The organism is Eisenbergiella massiliensis, from assembly GCF_003435485.1.
Map to the genome: position 1 here is coordinate 91,031 of NZ_QVLV01000008.1, position 20,253 is coordinate 111,283.

Below are 20,253 nucleotides of genomic sequence, written 5' to 3' on the forward strand. Positions count from 1 at the left end.
GATATGATGGGTACATACGGAAGGGAGATGAGAAAATGAACTGGATAAACGATCTGCAGAAGGCAATCAACTACCTGGAGGATAATCTGACGGAGGACATCAGCTATGCGGATGTCGCCGGCCAGGCCAATTACTCGCCATATCATTTCCAGAATGTATTCAGTATTCTGTGCGGCTGTACACTGGGAGAATATATCCGCTGCCGCAGGCTGACTCTTGCCGGCAAAGAGCTTGCCTCGACGAAATGCAGGGTGATCGATGTGGCGTTGAAGTATGGCTACGATTCTCCGGACAGCTTTGGCAGGGCGTTTTCCAGATTTCATGGGATTACGCCGTCACAGGCCAGGCTGAGCGGGGCAAAGCTGAATTCCTTCTCCCGTCTTTCCGTAAAACTTATTTTAGACGGAGGAAGCACGATGAATTACAGGGTTGAGACAAGAGGAGAAATTGAGGTTATTGTCAGAAAGAGGAACTTTTCCGATAATTTGGAGGAGAACAACAGGCAGTTGCCCGCATTCTGGGAGGAATGCAGGCGGGATCAGACGCTGGATAAGCTTTCTGCCTATCAGGCGGCGGAGGATATTTTTGGAAATGCCCTGATTGGCATGTGCCTGAGTGAGAATGCACAGGAGAAAGAAATCACTTATGCGATAGGCGCAGGCTATCATGGGGAGCCGGTGGGGGAAGGGCTGAGTGTGGAACGGATCGCGGCAAACACCTGGGTGGTTTTTGAAGGCACAGGCCCTATGCCCGGCGCATTCCAGGAGCTGCAGAAAAAAGTATATTCCGAGTTCTTCCCCGGAAGCGAATACCGGCCGCTTAGCGGCATGGATATCCAGGTATACCCGCAGGGCGACATGCAGTCGCCGCAGTACCGGTGCGAGCTCTGGATTCCGGTGGAAACGGATAAGCAGTTCCGTAAAAAAGGATGAGTGATTCCGACAAACAGTTAAGTAATTATAGCAGGGGGATTCAGGCTTTCTCGGGAGCCTGGATCCTCCTCGTTTTTTTCCCGTATTCCCCTGGGGAAAGGCCGGTAATGCGACGGAAGACCTTGGTAAAATAGCTTTGATCATCATACCCAACCATCTGGGAAATGTCCGTCAGGCGGTATTCTCCGCGGCGGATCAGCTCCTTGGCTTTGGTGATGCGCACATTGTTCAGATACCGGTTGAAGGTGGTTCCGGTTTCCTCTTTGAAAATGCGGCTCAGATAATCGGGGGACAGGGAAACGGCGCGGGCGGTATCCTCCAGCGTCAGGTGCTCCGCATAGTTGGTCCCTATGTGCTGGATGCATTTATGTATGATATTGGCATGCTTGGCGTCAGGGTAGGACTGGATGCTGTCCATAAAACGGTCAACCGTATGGTACAGCCAGTTGCTCAGGGCGCTGAAGCTGCCCAGGGAGGGGATGGTTTTCTGGCAGATATGGTTAAAGAGCATCGTCTCTTCTTCATCCGCCCCGTTTTCCGCCGCAGTCCGGGAAATCATGACGATAAGCTCCGAAGCCCTGGATTTCATCCAGTCCAGCCGTCCGCCTCCGGAAGCCAGAAGGGCGGCAAGCAGTTCCTTGAGCTGCTTGCGGGAGCTTTCCCGATCCCCGTGTGAGATTGACAATAGCAGGGCGCGTTCCTTTTCAAAAGGATAGCGGGGCGGGGCGTCCTGGTTTTTCAGGCCGGAGATATAGGCGCTGATCTGCCCCTGCAGAAGGTCGGAACGTTCGGCCTCCAGAAGCCTGTTTTCAGCGGAGACGTTATTCATGAAGCCGACGGCCATAAAAAGAAGAACAGACAGCTCCTGCACTTTTGTGGGCGGCATCTGCGGAACCTCCTTAAGAAGCCGGATCAGCTCCGTACGCGCTTCCTGAGTGAGCGGCAGATTGTCGGTGAGTTCACAGTCGATAAAGTCCTGGAAATCCACCATCATAAACGGCCCCACGGTGATCTTGGCGGTACTTTTCACCTCGCCGATGATAGGGGAGACAAAGCAGGTCAGTCCCAGGGGGCAGAAATAAATATACTTCCCGCCGAAACGCTCCGCCTCAGTCATTCCATAGTTATGGGCGCGGATACAGTTCTCATGGGGAAGCCCCGCCGCCTCGCACAGCGTACAGCTTCCGCATCCCTTCCCATGTTCATAAAAAATATGTCCGGCCGTATCCGAAACCGTACAGCCAAGCCCTGTGGACACCGAAAAAGCCCGTGCGCACTCCTGGGCCAGCTTGTGATCAAACGTATCCTGCACCATTAAAGAAGCCTTCCTTTGTAAAATACCGTGTAATTGTTCTATAAATTTAAGTGATCGTTCTATAAATTTAAGTGATCGTTTTATAAATTCAAAGTAATCCTTCGATCCATCCATAGCACCAATATTGCTCTATCTGCATTATGCCCGTGAATTTTTGGTATGTCAAGGAAACAGGTCGGAAAATTACCAAAACGGGCGAATAACTACAAGGAAAAAGAAAAGGAGGATGCTATAATCAGGGCAAATAATGTAGTCATACTCAGTAAGGAGGATTTTTTTTATGGCTGTCTTGGAGGAAATTTCACAGAATCTGCAGAGAGGCAAAGCGAAGATAGTAAAGGAACTGGTACAGCAGGCGATTGATGAAGGAATCCCTGCGAAGGAGATCCTGGAGAAGGGACTTCTGTCCGGTATGGATATTATCGGGGAAAAATTTAAAAATAACGAAGTTTTTGTACCGGAGGTGCTTGTGGCGGCCCGCGCCATGAATATGGGAGCTTCCCTGCTTAAGCCTCTGTTAGCTGACGGGGACAATACCTCGGCCGGCAGGGTCTGCATCGGAACCGTACGCGGTGACCTGCATGACATCGGAAAGAACCTGGTAAAAATGATGATGGAAGGCAAAGGCCTGGAGGTTATCGATCTGGGAACGGACGTATCTCCTGAAACCTATGTGGAAACAGCGGTTTCCCAGAACTGCCAGATCATCTGCTGCTCCGCGCTTCTGACAACTACAATGTCAGTGATGAGCGATGTGGTAAAAGAAGCTGAAAAAGCCGGAATCCGTGATCATGTAAAAATTATGGTGGGGGGCGCGCCTGTAACAGAAGCCTTCTGCGAACAGATCGGCGCTGATAAATACACAGCTGATGCGGCAAGCGCTGCGGATGCTGCTGTGGAAATCTGCAGGAGCCTGGCAGGTTAAGGAAAACGGCAGACAGCGGGGGAACTATGGAAAAAGAAGCATTGAGAGAAGAAGTGCTGCGCCTGGGAGCTTACCGGGCGGAATTTATTGAGACGGAACGGATTGAGGCGGATGCTTCCTTCCGCAAGCTGTGCGAATCCAACGCCTGCGGCAATTACGGCAGGAGTTACATGTGCCCGCCCGATGTGGGAGAGGTGGAAACCCTCATGGGCAGACTGAAGGATTATCGTCTCGCCCTTGTTTACCAGACAGTGGGAACGCTGGAAGACAGCTACGATTTTGAAGGAATGATGGAGGCCGGAAAACGGCATAATGACCTGGCGCAGCAGGTGCGGCGTCTGACGGAACAGCTTGACTGTGAGAAGACGCTTCATCTTGGGGCCGGCGGCTGCAGGGTGTGTGACGTCTGCGGTAAAAAGACAGGCGATCCGTGCAGGCATCCGGAGCAGGCAATGTCTTCCCTGGAGGCCTATGGAATCAACGTTTCAACGCTGGCTGCGCAGTGCGGAATGCGCTATATCAACGGCAAGGATACGGTAACCTATTTCGGCGCCGTGTTCTTTTCATAAAGCCGGGAACCGGGAGGATGGAGTTCATGAGTAGAAATATGAAGCAATGGCTTGCGCAGTTAAGGGAAATGCCGGAAAAAAAGGCGCTCCCCGTTTTATCCTTTCCTGCTGTGCAGCTGATGGGAATCAGCGTAAGGGAACTGATTTCCGACAGTGACAGACAGGCGCAGGGAATGAAGCTGGTTGCGGACAGGACAGACGCCGCGGCAGCGGTGAGCCTGATGGATCTTTCGGTGGAGGCGGAGTGCTTCGGTGCGCCGATTTCCGTAAGCGATGATGAGGTGCCGACGGTAAAAAGCAGCGTCGTATCCACGCCGGAAGAGGTGGAAGCGCTTGCAGTGCCGGAAATCGGCGCCGGAAGGACGCAGATTTACATTGACGCCATTAAGAAAGCGGCGAAGATGATAGAAGACAGACCCGTGTTCGCCGGGATTATCGGGCCGTACTCCCTGGCGGGAAGGCTTTTAGATGTGACGGAAATCATGTTTTATTGTTATGATGAACCGGAAATGGTGCAGCAGCTTCTGGATAAGGTGACGGAATTCCTGATTGCCTACGGACAGGCATATAAGGAAGCGGGAGCGGACGGCATCGTAATGGCGGAACCGCTGGCAGGCCTGCTCTCACCGGCGCTTGCAGAAGAATTTTCTGCGCCTTACGTCAAACGGATCGTGGAAGCGCTTCAGACGGAGGATTTCCTTGTTATTTATCATAACTGCGGCAACAGCACCATCCAGATGATAGATTCCATACTGGATACGGGCGCCGCGGCCTACCATTTCGGCAACGCCATCAATATGGCGGAGATGATGACCCATATCCCGCCAGATACCATAGCCATGGGAAATGTTGATCCAGCGGGACAGTTCCGGAACGGGACGCCGGAAAGCATCAGGGAGGAGACCTGGGCCATTATGGAGGCCTGCTGCAAATATCCTAACTTTGTCATTTCCTCCGGCTGTGATATCCCGCCGCTGTCCAAATGGGAAAATATCGACGCCTTTTTTGAAGCGGTGCAGGAATTCTACGAAAAAAAGCGGATGGCATGAGGATGCAGGACATGGAAAAGGTAACGGTAAACGGCCGGATTTTTCAGACGGAAAAAGGAACGGTGTTGGCAGATGTCCTCCGGGAAGCCGGAGGTTTGAAAATGCCCTGCGCAGGGAAGGGAATCTGCGGCAAATGCAGAGTCCGGGCGTCAGGGCTGCTCAGCGAACCGGATGAAACGGAAATAAAAAAGCTTACCAGGGCGGAGCGTGAAAACGGCATCCGCCTTGCCTGTCGTACCCGGGTGCTGGGAGAATGTGAGGTGTCCTTTGAAGAGGAGGCTACGCGCCAGACTCCGGAGGAAGCGCTTTTGGGGCTTCAGCCTGTGAGGCCTTTGTTTGAAGGGCTGGGCGCTGCGGTGGATATCGGTACGACGACGCTGGCGGCGGTGCTGTTTGATAAAAACGGCTTCCGGGCAAGGGCCGGGGCGGATAATCCCCAGTCTGTTTTCGGAGCGGATGTGATTTCCCGGATGGAAAAAAGCATGGCAGGGGAGCGGGAGGCGCTGGCCCTGTGTATCAAATCGGGGCTGACGTCCCTTTTGGAGGAGCTGGCAAATAAAGGCGGCTGTTCCCCGGTAGATATTGATACTTTGGTGCTGACCGGAAATACGGCCATGCTTTATTTTTTTACCGGAAGGGATCCTTCCGCCCTTTCCCATGCGCCCTTTGCCGCGGACTGGCTGGCCGGGGAATGGCTGACAGCGGAGCAGCTGGGTCTGCCGGGGATACAGGCGAGGGCCTGGCTGCCGCCCTGCGTGTCCGCTTTTGTGGGAGCGGATATTACCACGGCCATGCTCAGCGTACGGACGGAAAAGCCCGGAAATGACCGCCTTCTTGTGGATATCGGGACGAATGGGGAGATTGTGCTGTGGAGACAGGAAGGAATTTTCTGCTGTTCCACAGCGGCAGGGCCGGCCTTTGAAGGGGCGGGGCTGAAGATGGGAATGCAGGGAACGGACGGCGCGGTTGCCCATGTGCGGGTGGCGGAGAACGGGCTTGCGGCTGAGGTGATAGGCGATAAAGAGCCGATGGGCATCTGCGGCAGCGGCGTCATTGATGCGGTGAGCTGCCTGCTGCAGACGGAGGATCTGGATGAAACCGGCTATCTGGAGGATGAGGAAGCGGTGATTGCCGGGGAGGTCCGTCTGTTCCAGGAGGACATAAGAAAGGTCCAGCTTGCCAAAAGCGCTATCTGTGCCGGAATCAAAACCATGCTGCACCGGGCGGGCATGCAGCCGTCGGAGCTGCAGGAGCTGTTGGTTGCAGGGGGCTTTGGCAGCTTCATCCATCTGGAGAATGCGATTGCCATCGGGCTTTTGCCGGAGGTGGAGTTGGGGAAAATTACGGTGACGGGAAATGCGGCGCTTATGGGAGCGGCCATGCTGCTGCTGGATAAGGAAAAGCTGCCGGAGGCGGAGCGGCTGGCAGCGGTGGCACAGACTGTGGATCTGGCGTCGGATGCGTTCTTCAAAGAATGTTATATGGAAGGAATGCTTTTTTAAAAGCGCTTGTAACTGTTGGATTCCTTCACAGTTACAAGCGTTTTACTACTAAATGGGGATTATAAAATGACGAACAGAGAGAGATTTATACGGACCTTAAAATGCGAGCCCATCGGCGGCCAGGTGCCCACCTTTGAGCTGGTCTTTTTTCTGACCATGGAGGCCTTCGGCAAGGTGCATCCCTCCCACCGTTTTTATGAGCAGTGGAACCAGATGAGTTACCGGGAGCGCAGCCTTCATATGAATGAAATGGCCCAGCTTTATATCGATACGGCAAAAAGATATGGCCACAGCGCTATTTTTATCCATCCCAATCCCGGGGACGTTGAGAATATCCAGTGGCTGCTGGAGCTGATCCGGGAAAAAAGCGGGGATGAATATTACATAATGATGCACGGCGACCCCACCTGGGCCATTCCTGACGGAGAAAATATGATGGAATTTTCGGCCAGAATGTTTGATGAGCCGGAGAAACTGAATGAGGAGAGCAGGATCCGGGTGGACAAGTCCCTGGAGCTTGCCGCAAAGCTTGATGAAAAAGGGCATCTTCTGGACGGCTTTGCGCTTTGCTCGGATTACTGCTTTAATGTGAATCCGTTTTTCAGCCCGGATTCCTTTGATGAACTGATAGGGCCTTTCCTGAAGGAGGTCATTGCGGAGTACCGGAAGCTGGGGTATTATACCATCAAGCATACGGACGGGAATATCATGCCGATTCTGAAGCAGATCGCTGACTGCCGGCCGGACGCCATCCATTCCCTGGATCCCCAGGGAGGCGTTTCCATCCCTGAGGTGCGTAAGATTGTGGGGCCGGATATTGCGCTTGTGGGCAACGTTAACTGCGGGCTTCTGCAGACGGGCACTGATGAGGAATGCCGCGCGGATGTGCTGCGCGCGCTGCGGGAAGGCATGGCGGCGGGCAGGGGATATATTTTTTCCACCTCCAACTGCGTTTACACCGGCCTGCCTCTGGAGCGGTACGAAATGATGATGGACCTGTGGAGGCAGTACGGCAGCTACGATGCTTATGAAAAAAAGCTGAAACAGTAAAAAAGGCGGCTGGGTAACGGCTTGAAAATCCTGTGTGAAGTATCGCGTGAAGTCGCCCCTCTTGTAAATGTACCGTCGGTCGGCTAAAATGGAGCTATCGATGACGGGGAGGGGAATGCTATGGATATGGAAACCTGGTTTGCGCCGGCCATTGAAATGGGGCGGCTGGTCCGGCAGTACCGGATTGCGCAGGAGGACGAAAAAGAGGAACTGGAGCGTCGGATCCAGAATTCCGCGTATATCTCCCGGTTAAATACGATGCAGAGCTTTAACAGCGTGGATTTTTTACGGGGGATAGTGGAGGAGGATGCGGGCGGAGGCAAAGCTGAAGGAGAAGGAGAGCGGAAGCTGCGTCAGCCTGGGCAGCAGCCGTTTCGGCTTCAGGCAGGCCCGGTTTACACCGGAAGGATTTTTCCTGAACGGCGTGAAATGCAAACTCATCGGCCTGAACCGCCATCAGTCATGGCCCTATGTGGGCTATGCCATGCCGGAGCGGATACAGCGCCGGGATGCGCAGCTTCTGCGCCGGGAGCTGGGCTGCAATGTGGTTCGCACCAGCCATTATCCCCAGTCCAGGCATTTCCTGGATGCCTGCGACGAGCTGGGACTGCTGGTAATGGAGGAGATTCCGGGCTGGCGGCGCGTTACAACAGGGAAATATCGGGGCTTATCGGCATGGTGATCAAATCCGCAGGCGGCTGGGGAGAAACGGAAAACAACCTGGTGCTGGAGGGATGGCTTGGGGACCGCATCGTATGTAGAAAGGAAGTGGGTGAAAGCCGGTATGCCGCCGGAATCACCGCCAGGGCTGATGATACCGTCCTGTACGCAGACGGCGATACCTATGACGCCACCCGTATTACGGTGAAGGCGGTGGACAATATGGGAAATCTGCTGCCCTTTACCCAGGAATGTGTGGAAATCCGACTGGACGGCCCTGCCAGGCTGCTGGGCCCTGCGCGGTTCCCCCTTACCGGAGGCGTATCCTCCTTCTGGATCAGAACGGTGGGAAAGACCGGCACGGTGCGGATAGGCGTGTTGGGGGTGGAAAGCAAAGCAGAATGTACAGTTGATGTGAAATAGGGGAAACAGGAGAAAACTATTTCAGATTATGGATGCTCCGGAGGCCATGGGATTGCGTGGCCCGCCGGAGCTTTTTTGCGCCTAAAAATCAGCTCGTGTGTATTCGGAAGGCGTGATATTTTTATAACGTTTGAAAACCTTTACAAAATAGCTGGCATCGTGGAAACCGCAGTCAAAAGCGATTTCCGTAATCGTTTTATTCGTATAAGACAGCTGCTCGCAGGCGGCCTCCACACGGTAATAATTCAGGTAATCCAGTGGTGTGCGGTGGGTCAGCTCCCGGAAATAGCGGCAGAAATAATTGCCGTTCATATTTGCGCAGGCGGCAAGGTCGGAAAGCCGGATATCTTCCGCATAGTGCTCATCTATAAAGGTAAGCACATCCTTCAGATGCAGCACTTTTTTCTGGGTGCTGAGAGCGGGTGCTTCGGAATAAAAATGGTTCTGGAAAAGCTGGCCGAACAGCAGGAAGGTATAGCCCTGCAAAAGAAGCGTATAGCCCTCAGGCTTGAAACGCAGCAAATCCAGCATACTGCAGAGAATATCGTTGATTTGCGTGCATGCTGCAGGAAAATAATTATGGATAAGTATTTTCTGGTTCAGAAGGTCGAAGATTTTATGCTCATAAACTCTGGTGGATGAGCCGGACTGAAAAATAGTATCCAGATCCATCAGCAGACATTCATAACAGCAGCTTTGTGCTTCCAGGGGCGCGCCGCCGTGGGTGACGCCTGAGGAAATAAAAGCGCTGTCTCCGGGAGAAAGCAGCAGTTCACAATCTTCCAGCTGCAGCCGGAAATGCCCGGAGAAAACATGGACGATTTCACAGAGGGGATGCCAGTGATAAGGCATGGTGTAGCGGGGATGAATATAAGTAACATGGTAGAAAAAATAGGGGAAGTCCTGGCTTCCATGTCTTTGCTGCTCCGGATAGTCCAAAAATTTCATAAAAAAACTTCCTTTCCTTTTTCGATGCGGGCCCTAACCATATCTATATTTCCTTACTATAACACGAAAAGTGAATTTATTACCAGAAATCACTAAAATTTTACAAGAAGAAAAGGCTCCGGCACATTAAAATAATAGTATGCACAAGCGGAAAGGCCTGGGAGGAAACGTTTGTAAGTCCTTTCCAACTATGGATGGATACTATATCGCAGGAAAGCCTGCGGTATGCGGGAGGTATAAAAATGAAAAAGACAGTAGCTGCCATGAATAGCAGAAAAAAGAACCAGACCTGGAAACTGATGAAGAGAAACTGGTGTCTGTACCTGTTTCTGGTTCCCGCCGTGGTGTTTATAGGAATATTCTGCTATGCGCCGATGTATGGCGTACTAATGGCCTTTCAGGATTATTCGCCGGGGAAAGGGATAATGGGGAGCAACTGGGTGGGGTTAAAATGGTTCCAGACCTTTTTCCATCTGCCCCGTTTCTGGCAGATAGTGAAGAATACACTGGTGGTGAGCCTCTATTCCCTGGTGGTGGGCTTCCCTATCCCCATAGTGCTTGCGCTTATGATAAACAGTGTAAAAAGTACCAGATTCAAAAAACTGACACAGACGATAACCTATATGCCGCACTTTATTTCCACAGTAATTCTGGTCGGTATGATGTCGGTTTTCCTCTCTCCCAGATCGGGGTTTTTAAATCATCTGATTGCTATGCTGGGAGGACCGGATGACCTGTATTATATGGGCAGCGCCTCAGCCTTTGCACATCTTTATGTCTGGTCGGGGATCTGGCAGAACATGGGCTGGAGCTCCATAATTTATCTGGCAGCGTTGGCCGGCGTGGATCAGGAGCTGCATGAGGCGGCCATGGTGGATGGGGCGAACAAGCTGAAACGGATTATCCATATTGATTTGCCCGCCATTATGCCTACGATGGTTATACTGCTTATCATGAACGCAGGAAACATTATGAGCGTAGGCTATGAAAAAGTATATCTGATGCAGAATGATCTGAATCTTACCACGGCGGAGGTGATCTCCACCTATGTTTATAAAATCGGCCTGAAACAGCAGCAGTACAGCTACTCGGCGGCCATAGGGCTGTTTAACAACGCAATAAATTTTTTCCTGCTTGTGGTGGTGAATAAGATATCGAAAAAGGTATCCGGTTCCAGTCTGTGGTAGGAATAATAGGAGACAGGAGGAGACGATATGACGACGCAGGGATCCCTTTCCCGAAAAAAGAAAAAATTCCGGTTTACCCAGGATACGGTTTTTGACATTGTGGTTGCGGCAGCGCTGCTGTTGATAATAGTTATTATGGCATATCCGATTTATTTCGTTTTTGTAGCTTCTTTTTCGGATCCGGCGTATGTCAATAACGGGAGTATGCTGCTGTGGCCGAAGGGCTTTACGCTTTTGGGATATCAAAAGGTGTTCGAGGATGCCCGGATTTGGATCGGTTACGGTAACACACTGATTTATACGGCCGGGGGTACGGCGCTGGGGACACTTGTAACCATGATGGCAGGCTATGCCCTGTCCAGAAAGGACCTGCCCTTCCGTAATACTTTGATGGGTTATTTTGTGTTTACAATGTACTTCGGCGGCGGCCTGATTCCTTTTTATATGGTAATAAAGAAGCTGCAGCTGACCAATACAAGAACCCTGATGGTAATTATCAGCGCAGTGGCAGTCTATAATATCATTATTACCCGCTCCTTTATGGAAAGCAATATACCAGAGGAACTGCGGGATGCGGCCAGAGTGGACGGCTGCGGAAACGGACGGTTCTTTTTCAGAATTGTAATGCCGCTTTCCAAGGCGATTATGGCGGTACTGGTACTTTATATTGCGGTAACCTACTGGGATTCTTATTTTAATCCCATGATATTCCTTACCGACAGAAGCAAATATCCGCTGGCGCTGTACCTGAGGGAGATCCTGCTGACAGCGGCGACCGGGGCCGCCAATTCCATGACCACAGATGCGGATGCGGCGCGCAAGCTGCAGACCATGGTGCAGGTGATTAAATACGGCGTAATTGTAGTATCCACGCTGCCTATTATCTGTGTATATCCTTTCCTGCAGAAGTATTTTGTAAAGGGCGTCATGATTGGCTCTATTAAAGGGTGAAATCAATGGGTGACAATCCATTTTGATGAATAAAGAAGGAGGAATAGTAATGAAAAGAAAAGTACTGGCGATTTTAATGGCGGCGGCTATGACTATGACCGTCATGGCTGGCTGCGGCGGCGCGGCACCGTCGGAAACAAAGGATCCGGGGGCCCAGCCGCAGACCGGAGCCGATGCGGCGTCCGGTGAAAAGACAGGGCAGGAGGAAAAAACCACCTTTAAGATTGCAGTGGTGCTCCATCCCCTGACCAAAGATGAGGATTTTAATAATAAGGAAATCTACAAAAAAGCAGAGGAAGCCACGGGCGTACATATTGAGTGGATTCCCATTGCCTCCTCGGATGCGGAGGATAAGGTGAATATTATGCTGGCTTCCGATTTGCCGGATGCATTTCTCGGTCTGATAGGCGAGAACCAGATTGCGAATAATATGGATTCTTTTGCGGATCTGGCAGCTGACGATGTCCTGAAAAACTATGCGCCCCATGTGTATTCAGACTATGAAACGATTCCGGGCGGCCTTGACCTGGTAACTTGGCCCGACGGCTCCATCCGTTCCCTCATGACAGGCAGACAGACCAGCTATGAAAACGACGCTATGGGCATTATGTTTATGAACAAAGAATGGCTGGACAAAGCAGGAAAGGAAATCCCGAAAACAACAGAAGAATTTATGGATGTGCTCAGAGCCTTCCGGGATGGGGATATGAACGGCAATGGAGATCCTGCAGATGAAATTCCTTTTGAGCCTTCCCAGAGTGACTGGTGCTCCAAAATTATGAATGCGGCAAATCCCTGGGGAATTGCAGGAACCGATTCCGGGGATGAAGAAGCCTATAAGATGGTAAAGGACGGCAAAGTGGTGGGAACCGTCAACACAGATGAATTCAGGAGCTTCCTGGAATTTTCCCATCAGATGATCGAGGAAGGGCTGCTGGATATGGAAGCTTTTTCACAGACCTCGGAACAATACCATGCGAAATTGAACGAAGGAGTGGTAGGCTGTTATTATACCTGGACTCCCAATGGGGACATGAGCGATGCCGCAGCCGCCAATTATGTGCCTGTGGGAGAAATAAGGGCAGAGGACGGACCAGGCTACAAGAAGACCGGTGCACAGGATAAATTTGCGGCCAACCGGACAGGCTTTACCATTACCAGCGCATGTAAGGATGTGCCCAAATTGCTGGAGTGGTGGGATTATATATCCAGCACCACAGAACTGAAATATATCTCCCGTTTCGGCCCGAAGGGCGAGGCCTGGGATGTGGATGAAAACGGGCAGGTGTTCGAAAAGCTTCCCGACAGCCTGACAGATGATTTTACTATTGAAAATTATAAATATACCTATGGCATGGTGGATTACGGCCCGTTGATCAGGAAGGACGAAAATGCAGAGGTACTGGAGGATATTGCATGGACCTCCTGGTATCGGATCGAATGTGTGAAGGAAGTCCATGATTTCTGTATACCGGTGGAAGATCAGATCCCAATCCGGTTCGTGGATCCTGCCAAAACGAGTGAAAGAGCTTTTATGGAAACGGAGCTTTTTTCCTATATTAAGAATTTTACTGCCACAAGTATTCTGGAGGGAATCGATGATGCGGCCTGGGAGGCCCACCTGAAACAGCTGGATGCGATGCAGTATGGCGCCTGGCTGCAGTGGTATCAGGATTTCCTGGATCAGAAATTTTAAACTAAAGTAAGGGAGCAGGAGAGCGCCGGCAGTGTCTTCCGGCCGCTCTCCTGCACGGACAAATGTATGAAAATCAGAGAAATTACAGGAATAGATGGTGACAGAAGAGATTATTATTTGTACCCGAAGGCAGTCCCTCCATATGAAAAATCAGATTATATCGAGCAGGTGCTCCCGGATCGTTTCCGTTATCACAGCGGGGATGGGGATATGTGGCCGTTAACCTGGGCAGAGGATGATATGATTTACGGCGGCGCCGGGGATAACCGGGGCTGCCCTATGAATATCTGGAGAATAAAGACGCTCCGGTTTTTACCGGAAAAGCTGACCTGCACGGGACACTGGTGTATGGATGTAATCAATGAAAAGCCGGTGGATTTGAATAAATACTGCACGCCCGCGGCTCCTTATGTGAAGCCGTCCGGCCTTCTGGATATCGGCGGAACCCTCTATCTGAGCATTGAAGCTCAGAATTATGGGGATAACCCTTATTTTTGCAGACAGAGAAATCTTCATGGCTGGATTGTAAGATCAACGGACGCCGGCAGAAGCTTTGATCCGGAAACGACGCCCCGGGATTTTTTCCGGGGAAGGCTGTCTTCCTGCCATTTCCTGCAGTTTGGAAGAGGCTATTCGGGGGCGAGGGACAGTTATGTATATGCTTATTTTCCCTGTGATTTGGAGGATGGCGGCAGCTATTGGGAAAATAACGACGCGCTGCTGTTGGGACGGGTTCCCAAAGAAAAACTGACTGTGCGGGATTCCTGGGAATTTTATTGCGGGAAGGACTCCCTGCATCCGGCATGGAGCCGCGAAGAAGAGCTGGCCGTACCGGTATTTTCCTATTATAAAATGACCGGAGCCAATCATGTGGCCTATAATGCGGGCATACAAAGATATCTGATGGGAAATTACAGCTTTGTGGATGAGAACCTGAATCCCCGCCCGATTCATCAAATGCGCTATCCGGAATCCCATTACAGCCAGCTGACGCTTTATGAAGCGCCGGAGCCCTGGGGACCCTGGAAGCTGTTTTACCGGGATGACCGGTGGGGCAGCTATGGAGATTATCAGCCCAACTTTCCTGTGAAATGGATGACTGAGGATGGACGGATTGTTTATATGGTATCCTCCGGTTCCTGGGATGATTATAATTTTGTTGTGCAGAAGTTTGCGTTGAAGCTGAAAGGAGACAAAGCGTTTCCGGAAAAAGCGAAATATTTTTCCTATAAATTATAATGGGAAAGGTGCGTTATGGCAGCCGGATTCCCGGACGGGGGAGACGTCTCCTATTCCCCCATCTGGGTCCGGTACATCCCGGCATACCTGCCGTTGAGCTCCATCAGCTCTTCGTGGGTGCCTTTCTCGGCGATCCGGCCATCTTCTATCAACAGGATAAGATCCGAATCCCGGATGGTGGAAAGCCGGTGGGCGATAATAAAGGAAGTCCGCCCACGGGTGATTGTCAGCATGGCCCGGCGGATCCGCTGCTCCGTTACCGTATCCACGGAGCTGGTGGCCTCATCCAGAATCAGAATCGGGGCCTCCTGCAGTACGGCGCGTGCAATGGTGAGAAGCTGGCGTTCCCCCTGGCTCAGGGCGGCGCCGCCCTGGGTGAGTATTGTATCGTAGCCCTGGGGCAGGCGGCGGATGAAGGAATCAGCGCCGGCGGTTTTCGCTGCGGCCCGGATGCGTTCCGGCAAAACGTCCTTATTACCGTAGCTGATATTGTCCCGGACGCTCATGCCAAACAGCGCCGTATCCTGAAGCACCACGCCGAAGGTACGGCGCAGATCCTGCAGCCGGTACTGCCGGAGATCGCGGCCGTCTAACAGGATGCTGCCGCTGTTGACATCATAAAAACGGGTCAGCAGGTTGATGAGCGTGGTTTTTCCCGCGCCGGTGGATCCGACCACCGCCACACGGGTTCCGGCGGGCACGCGGAAGCTTACATCCTTTAAGACAGGTTCCTGCGCCTGATAGCCGAAGGTGACATGGGAAAATTCCACTTCCCCGCGGGGAGCCGTAAGCGGCAACGCGTCCGGCGCATCCGCAGGCTCCGGTTCCTCCTCCAATATTTCGAAGATACGTTCCGCGCCTGCCACAGCCGTCTGAAAGTTATTGTAAATATTTGCAATGTCAACAAAGGGCCTTGAAAACTGCCTGGAATACAGCAGGAAGCTGGAAATCAGCCCCACGCTGATCCGGCCGTAAGCCGCCAGGATACCGCTGACGACCGCCACAATGACGAAATTCAGGTTGTTGATTACATTGGTGAGTGGCATGAGGAAACCGGACCAGATTTGTGCCTTTGTAGCCACCTGGCAGAGCCTGGCGTTGCTTTCCTCAAACTGCTCTGTCATTTCGGCTTCCCGGCCAAAGGCCTTTACCATGTTCTGTCCGGAAATACTTTCCTCCACCTGTCCGTTGAGCTTTCCCAGAATCTGCTGCTGTTGGGCAAACAGCTTCCTCGTATGCTTTGTAATCGTGCGGGTCAGCAGAAAGATAAGCCATACGGATATAAAGGCAATACAGGTCAATGGCAGGCTGAGCCGCAGCATAATGCACAGTATGCCTATAATCGTAAAACCATATGTCATCAGCTGCGTAAGCGAATCCGAAATGGTGGTGCTGATATTGTCCACATCATTGGTCAGACGGCTCATCAGCTCGCCATGCTGCCGGCTGTCAAAGAAGGAAAGCGGAAGTGCTTTCATTTTTTCAAACAGCGTGCTGCGGATATGAAGAATGATTCTCTGCCCGATGGCCGCCATAAAAAACTGCTGTAAAAACCGTACCAGCCAGTCCGTCAGGTAAAGCGCCGCCAGCAGTATCAGAAGCTGCAGCGCGGGGTTACCCGTATCAATGGCGGTTACGGCCGTTCCGATAAGCAGAGGCGAGAGGATGGTTGACGCGCTGGCAACTGCGGAAAGCAGCATCAGCCATCCAAGCCCCTGTCGCTGGCCCTGTGTCAGCTCCCACAGCCTGCGCAGGGTTCCCTTCATATCCTTCGGCTTTACCACCGGCTTGCCGCGCTGGCCTTTTCCGAAGGAGGAGGGCGGCGGCGCCATTTCCTTACTCATGCCGGTCACCTCCAATCTGTGAAGTATAAATTGCCCGATATACCGGACAGCTGTCAAGCAGCTCCCGGTGGGCTCCAAAGCCCATGACCCTGCCGTCCTCCAGGCAGAGGATCCGATCTGTACGCATAACCGTGGAAATCCGCTGGCTGATGAGCAGTACTGTCATGCCCGAGCACTGTTTCCGCAGCATGGAGAGCACAGAGGCCTCCGTGGTGGCGTCCAGGGCGCTGGTACAGTCGTCGAGGATGAGGATTCGCGGATTTTTCAAAAGGGCGCGGGCAAGGGAAAGCCGTTGCTTCTGCCCGCCGGAAAGGTTGACGCCGCCCTGGCCGAGGTTCGTCTCATAACCGTCGGGAAAGCTTTGCACAAAGCCATCCGCACAGGCGATTTGGGCCGCCCGCCTTATTTCTTCGTCTGTGGCATCCGGCTTCCCCCAGCGGAGGTTTTCGGCGATGGTTCCGGAAAACAGCAGCGCTTTCTGAGGAACCACGGCGATTTCAGCCCGCAGCTTTTCCTGGGACAGCAGCGTAACATCCACGCCGTCTACAAACAGCGTTCCCGAGGTAGCGTCATAAAAACGGGGAACCAGATTTACCAGTGTGGATTTCCCGGAGCCTGTAGGCCCGATGATCCCTATGGTTTCTCCGGGCATGGCCGTAAAGGTCACATGCTCTAAAGCCGGCTCCGGCGTACCCGCATAGGAGAAGGTTACATCACAGAAGGAAACGCCGCCCTCCCCGGAGGGGGACTTGGCCTGGGGCGCCTGCTTCTGCGCGGGCTCTTCCATGAGGATTTCCTGAACGCGTCCGGCGGAAGCCACGGCGCGCACGGCCGTATTCAGGATATTGGAAACCATGCCCAGGGAGAAAAGCACCTGGGTCATGTAGTTGACCGAAGCCATCAGCCGTCCGATCTGTCCGTTATCCTGGCTGCCGGACAGCCAGAGCAGAACAACGATGCCCGCATTTACCGTCAGGTTAATCAGCGGCGAAAATACGGCGGCCACCCGCATGGCGGATACACCGGCGCCGGCAAAATCCTCTGCGGCACTCCGGAATTTTTCCCCTTCCTGCTCCTGGGCACAGAAGGCCTTGACCACCCGCACGGAGGATAAAAATTCGCGGCTGACCTCATTGAGCCGGTCCAGCTTACGCTGCAGCCGCCCAAACCTGGGATAGCCAAACCCCATATTGGCCGCTATCAGCAGAAAGGAGATACATAAAATTAAGATCATCATGGGAATCTGTTTCGGTGTCTGGAGAATGATCAGAGCGATTGCGCCGATGCAGGTAATGGGAGCCTTCATCATAATGCGCATGCTGCCGTTGATGAAATTCTGAATCTGTGTCACATCATTGGTGATACGCGTAATGATGGAAGATGGCTGCAGCCGGTCAATATTTTCAAAAGAAAGGGTCTGGACTTTCCTGTAAATATCGCTGCGCATTTCCATGCTGATTTGCTGGGAGGTGCGGCTGGCATAAATGTTGCGCATCACGGCGCCAAGGGCGCCCAGGGCGGCGATTCCCAGCATCATTGCGCCGTACATCAGTATTTTGGAGATGCTTTGTCCTTTAACCCCGTTGTCCACGATGTAGGACATGAAGGTGGGCTGCATCAGATCCGCCAGCGTTTCCAGGCTCAGGAAAAAAAGAGCCGTGGCAAACATACCGATATGCCGCCGGATATAAGTCAGGATCAGATTCATAAAGCTGCCTTTCCGATGCGGCATCTATAGGAGTGTCGTGCGCATCTTATCATAGTTTTTATTTTATATACGGAGAACCGTTCGTGTCAAGAAAGAAACGCACACAAAAAACTGCCGTGTACATAAAAAACTGCCGCTGCGGATCCAGATGAAAGTATTCCGGGCGGATAAAAATATTCCGGGCAGATAAAAATATTCCGGGCACGCAATATTATTCCGGGCACACAATATTATTCCGGACAGGAAGGGATTGCGCAGTCCTGGAAAAAGGAATAGAATCATTTTATAAATAAAAGCCCTGAAATCAGCAGAAAATTATGGTAACTGTGAAGGAGACTGAACGGTTATAAAATAGGTAGGATAGGGCGCTGGGGTCAGGAGAGGCAGCATATGGACAAAACGAAGGGTAAGGATCTGCACAAAGCAGTGAGAAACCGGGGAATGGTGCTGATAGCAATAGGAACGGCCGTGATGGGATTGGCGGTCTTTTTTTTGCTGCATATATATCAGAACAAGAATGAAGAAATATTCCGCACATTAATAGAGGAAAACCTGACCTCCACCCATCAGGGACAGGCGTCGGACATCAGGGGAATCATCCGGGAAACGGGAGGGCTGCTGGAGAAGCTGGCCGACGTGTACGCAGATACGGCGGAGGGCGGAGGAAGCGGTGCCTATCTGGAGGCCATACGGGAATTGGAATATTTGTATGAGGTTGATTATTACCCGGCGGAGGGGCTGCAGGAGGCGCTGAAGGCGGCCGGACTAACGGAGGGCGGCCGGGAAATCAGGAATCGCCTGGAAAAAGGGGAGACGGTGGTAAGCGATATTTTCCTGCATGGCGGAAAGGAGCCTGTCTATGTATTTTCCATTCTGGCACCGGCGGAAAGGGACGGCAGCTTCACAGGGGTGTTCTGCGCCTATCTGAACGCGGATTTGCTTTTGTGGACCTCGGAAAAACAGAAGTACGATCATGCGGACAATATGCTTTTAAGGCGCGGCGGTGAGCTGATACTGGACGGGAGTGACTATGTGGAGGGACTTTACAACCTGTATGACGATTTGGAGGAAATGAAAATTCCGGTGGCAAAGGTAGAGTTGGTGCGCGATGCCATGCAGTCGGACGAGACGCGGCTGGTGGTGCTCAAAAGCCCGCGGCAGGGAGAATTTTATATGCTGACATCTCCTTTGGGCTATAATGACTGGATGCTCCTGTCCATCACGCATTCCAATGAGGTGAGGGGCTATGCGGCGCCCATTATGAAGAATACGGTATTGCTGGTGGCGGTGCTTCTTATTTTTCTGGCGCTGCTTCTTGGCGGCGGCTGGTGCGTGTATGCCAGGCAGCGGGAAAAAATCCTGCACAGCCAGGCCAGGTATGAGCTTCTGGCGGAATTTTCCGACACCGTGCTCTTTATTTATGACTGCGCCGCCAAAAACCTTGTGTTTACGCCGAATATCACAAGCCGCTACCAAATCCCCAAGTCCGATGTCATCCGCCCCTTTGACGGGAATGCGCTTCTTACGCTGCTGCATCCGCAGGATGCGGAAATTCTGCGGGATATGCTGAAAAATACGGATCAGTTTGGGAAAAATCAGGCAAAAAGCGTAACGCTGCGATTCCTCAACAGGGAAGGGGAGTACCGGTGGATGCGCTGCCAGGGGCAGCTGCTGCAGGATAAGCACGGCAAGCCGCTTTCCGTGGTGGGGAAGCTTTCGGATGTGCATGAAATGAAAGCCAAGGAGCAGGAGCTGATTGAAAGCTCCTCTGCGGATGCCCTGACCGGCGCATTGAACCGGAGGGCGGCGCAGGAACGGATTGAAGAGCTGCTGACGCATGTGCGCTGCGGTTTCCTTTTCATGCTGGATGTGGATGATTTCAAGAAAATCAATGACAGCAGGGGACATACCGCAGGGGATGCGCTTCTGGTCAGCCTTGTGGAGGGGATCAGAAAGGAATTCCGGCAGGAAGATATTACGGGGCGTATCGGCGGCGATGAATTCGTGATCTTCATGCCCGACACCGGGGACGCCGCGGTGGCCTGCCAGAAGGCGGAATCGCTCCTGGCCAGGCTTCCCGCATTAGGAGAAGGAATGTCGGTCAGCATCGGCATCGCCGCGTTTCCAGCGGACGGCGATACCTACCAGGCGCTTTACGAAAAAGCGGACGCCGCCATGTATCAGGCAAAAAGGCTGGGGAAGCACAGATATTCTTTATTCACGGAAGACTCTGCCGGCAGCTGAAATAGGCTGCC

The 20,253-nt window shown here is 52.4% G+C and carries 17 protein-coding genes; 13 read left to right on the plus strand and 4 right to left on the minus strand.

What is annotated here, in order from left to right:
* The first annotated feature begins 35 nt into the window (after nt 1-35).
* Nucleotides 36-932: an AraC family transcriptional regulator gene (locus DXC51_RS13240; protein WP_035321289.1), complete on the plus strand. Its 897-nt coding sequence runs from the start codon at nt 36-38 to the stop codon at nt 930-932.
* A 40-nt stretch (nt 933-972) separates the two neighbouring features.
* Here DXC51_RS13240 and DXC51_RS13245 read toward each other — a convergent pair whose 3' ends face one another.
* Nucleotides 973-2,247 carry a helix-turn-helix domain-containing protein gene (locus DXC51_RS13245; protein WP_035321288.1) on the minus strand — a complete coding sequence of 425 codons (1,275 nt, stop codon included), beginning with the start codon at nt 2,245-2,247 and terminating at the stop codon, nt 973-975.
* Nucleotides 2,248-2,527: 280 nt separating this feature from the next.
* Between DXC51_RS13245 and DXC51_RS13250 the strand changes: the two genes are divergently transcribed.
* The 7 genes from DXC51_RS13250 to DXC51_RS13280 all read left to right on the plus strand — a co-directional run bounded on the left by DXC51_RS13250 (nt 2,528) and on the right by DXC51_RS13280 (nt 8,425).
* On the plus strand, nt 2,528-3,172 hold the full coding sequence (locus DXC51_RS13250; RefSeq protein ID WP_021635072.1) for a corrinoid protein: 645 nt from the start codon (nt 2,528-2,530) through the stop codon (nt 3,170-3,172).
* 26 nt (nt 3,173-3,198) lie between these two features.
* On the plus strand, nt 3,199-3,741 hold the full coding sequence (locus tag DXC51_RS13255; protein ID WP_021635071.1) for a DUF2284 domain-containing protein: 543 nt from the start codon (nt 3,199-3,201) through the stop codon (nt 3,739-3,741).
* A 26-nt stretch (nt 3,742-3,767) separates the two neighbouring features.
* Nucleotides 3,768-4,790, plus strand: a complete 1,023-nt coding sequence (locus tag DXC51_RS13260) for a uroporphyrinogen decarboxylase family protein (protein WP_035321286.1) — start codon at nt 3,768-3,770, stop codon at nt 4,788-4,790.
* Nucleotides 4,791-4,801: 11 nt separating this feature from the next.
* The gene (locus DXC51_RS13265) at nt 4,802-6,292 is read left to right on the plus strand and encodes an ASKHA domain-containing protein (protein ID WP_051358330.1); all 1,491 of its coding nucleotides are present in this window, start codon (nt 4,802-4,804) and stop codon (nt 6,290-6,292) included.
* A gap of 66 nt (nt 6,293-6,358) precedes the next feature.
* The gene (locus DXC51_RS13270; protein ID WP_035321284.1) at nt 6,359-7,342 is read left to right on the plus strand and encodes a uroporphyrinogen decarboxylase family protein; all 984 of its coding nucleotides are present in this window, start codon (nt 6,359-6,361) and stop codon (nt 7,340-7,342) included.
* A gap of 307 nt (nt 7,343-7,649) precedes the next feature.
* Nucleotides 7,650-8,024, plus strand: a complete 375-nt coding sequence (locus DXC51_RS13275; protein WP_035321283.1) for a glycoside hydrolase family 2 TIM barrel-domain containing protein — start codon at nt 7,650-7,652, stop codon at nt 8,022-8,024.
* Complete coding sequence (locus tag DXC51_RS13280; protein WP_035321280.1) at nt 8,018-8,425, plus strand: hypothetical protein; 408 nt, start codon at nt 8,018-8,020, stop codon at nt 8,423-8,425. The genes DXC51_RS13275 and DXC51_RS13280 overlap by 7 nt, the downstream gene beginning before the upstream one ends.
* Nucleotides 8,426-8,506: 81 nt before the next feature.
* Here DXC51_RS13280 and DXC51_RS13285 read toward each other — a convergent pair whose 3' ends face one another.
* Entirely contained in the window at nt 8,507-9,373 is an 867-nt protein-coding gene (locus DXC51_RS13285) for an AraC family transcriptional regulator (RefSeq protein WP_021635065.1), read from the minus strand.
* A gap of 242 nt (nt 9,374-9,615) precedes the next feature.
* Here DXC51_RS13285 and DXC51_RS13290 point away from each other — a divergent pair, with 242 nt between their 5' ends.
* The 4 genes from DXC51_RS13290 (at nt 9,616) to DXC51_RS13305 (ending at nt 14,446) form a co-directional block, all read left to right on the plus strand.
* A complete protein-coding gene (locus tag DXC51_RS13290) occupies nt 9,616-10,560 on the plus strand; it encodes an ABC transporter permease (RefSeq protein ID WP_035321347.1) in 945 nt (314 codons plus the stop codon).
* Between the two features lie 27 nt (nt 10,561-10,587).
* Entirely contained in the window at nt 10,588-11,511 is a 924-nt protein-coding gene (locus DXC51_RS13295) for a carbohydrate ABC transporter permease (protein WP_021635063.1), read from the plus strand.
* Between the two features lie 49 nt (nt 11,512-11,560).
* The gene (locus DXC51_RS13300) at nt 11,561-13,207 is read left to right on the plus strand and encodes an extracellular solute-binding protein (protein ID WP_035321278.1); all 1,647 of its coding nucleotides are present in this window, start codon (nt 11,561-11,563) and stop codon (nt 13,205-13,207) included.
* A gap of 66 nt (nt 13,208-13,273) precedes the next feature.
* The gene (locus DXC51_RS13305) at nt 13,274-14,446 is read left to right on the plus strand and encodes a glycoside hydrolase family 183 protein (protein WP_021635061.1); all 1,173 of its coding nucleotides are present in this window, start codon (nt 13,274-13,276) and stop codon (nt 14,444-14,446) included.
* Between the two features lie 50 nt (nt 14,447-14,496).
* Here the strand turns inward: DXC51_RS13305 and DXC51_RS13310 are convergent, their stop codons facing one another.
* The gene (locus DXC51_RS13310; RefSeq protein WP_021635060.1) at nt 14,497-16,290 is read right to left on the minus strand and encodes an ABC transporter ATP-binding protein; all 1,794 of its coding nucleotides are present in this window, start codon (nt 16,288-16,290) and stop codon (nt 14,497-14,499) included.
* On the minus strand, nt 16,283-17,998 hold the full coding sequence (locus DXC51_RS13315) for an ABC transporter ATP-binding protein (RefSeq protein ID WP_035321277.1): 1,716 nt from the start codon (nt 17,996-17,998) through the stop codon (nt 16,283-16,285). Before DXC51_RS13315 ends, DXC51_RS13310 begins: the two co-directional genes overlap by 8 nt.
* A 390-nt stretch (nt 17,999-18,388) precedes the next feature.
* Here DXC51_RS13315 and DXC51_RS13320 point away from each other — a divergent pair, with 390 nt between their 5' ends.
* Nucleotides 18,389-20,242, plus strand: a complete 1,854-nt coding sequence (locus DXC51_RS13320) for a sensor domain-containing diguanylate cyclase (protein ID WP_021635057.1) — start codon at nt 18,389-18,391, stop codon at nt 20,240-20,242.
* Nucleotides 20,243-20,253 lie beyond the last annotated feature (11 nt).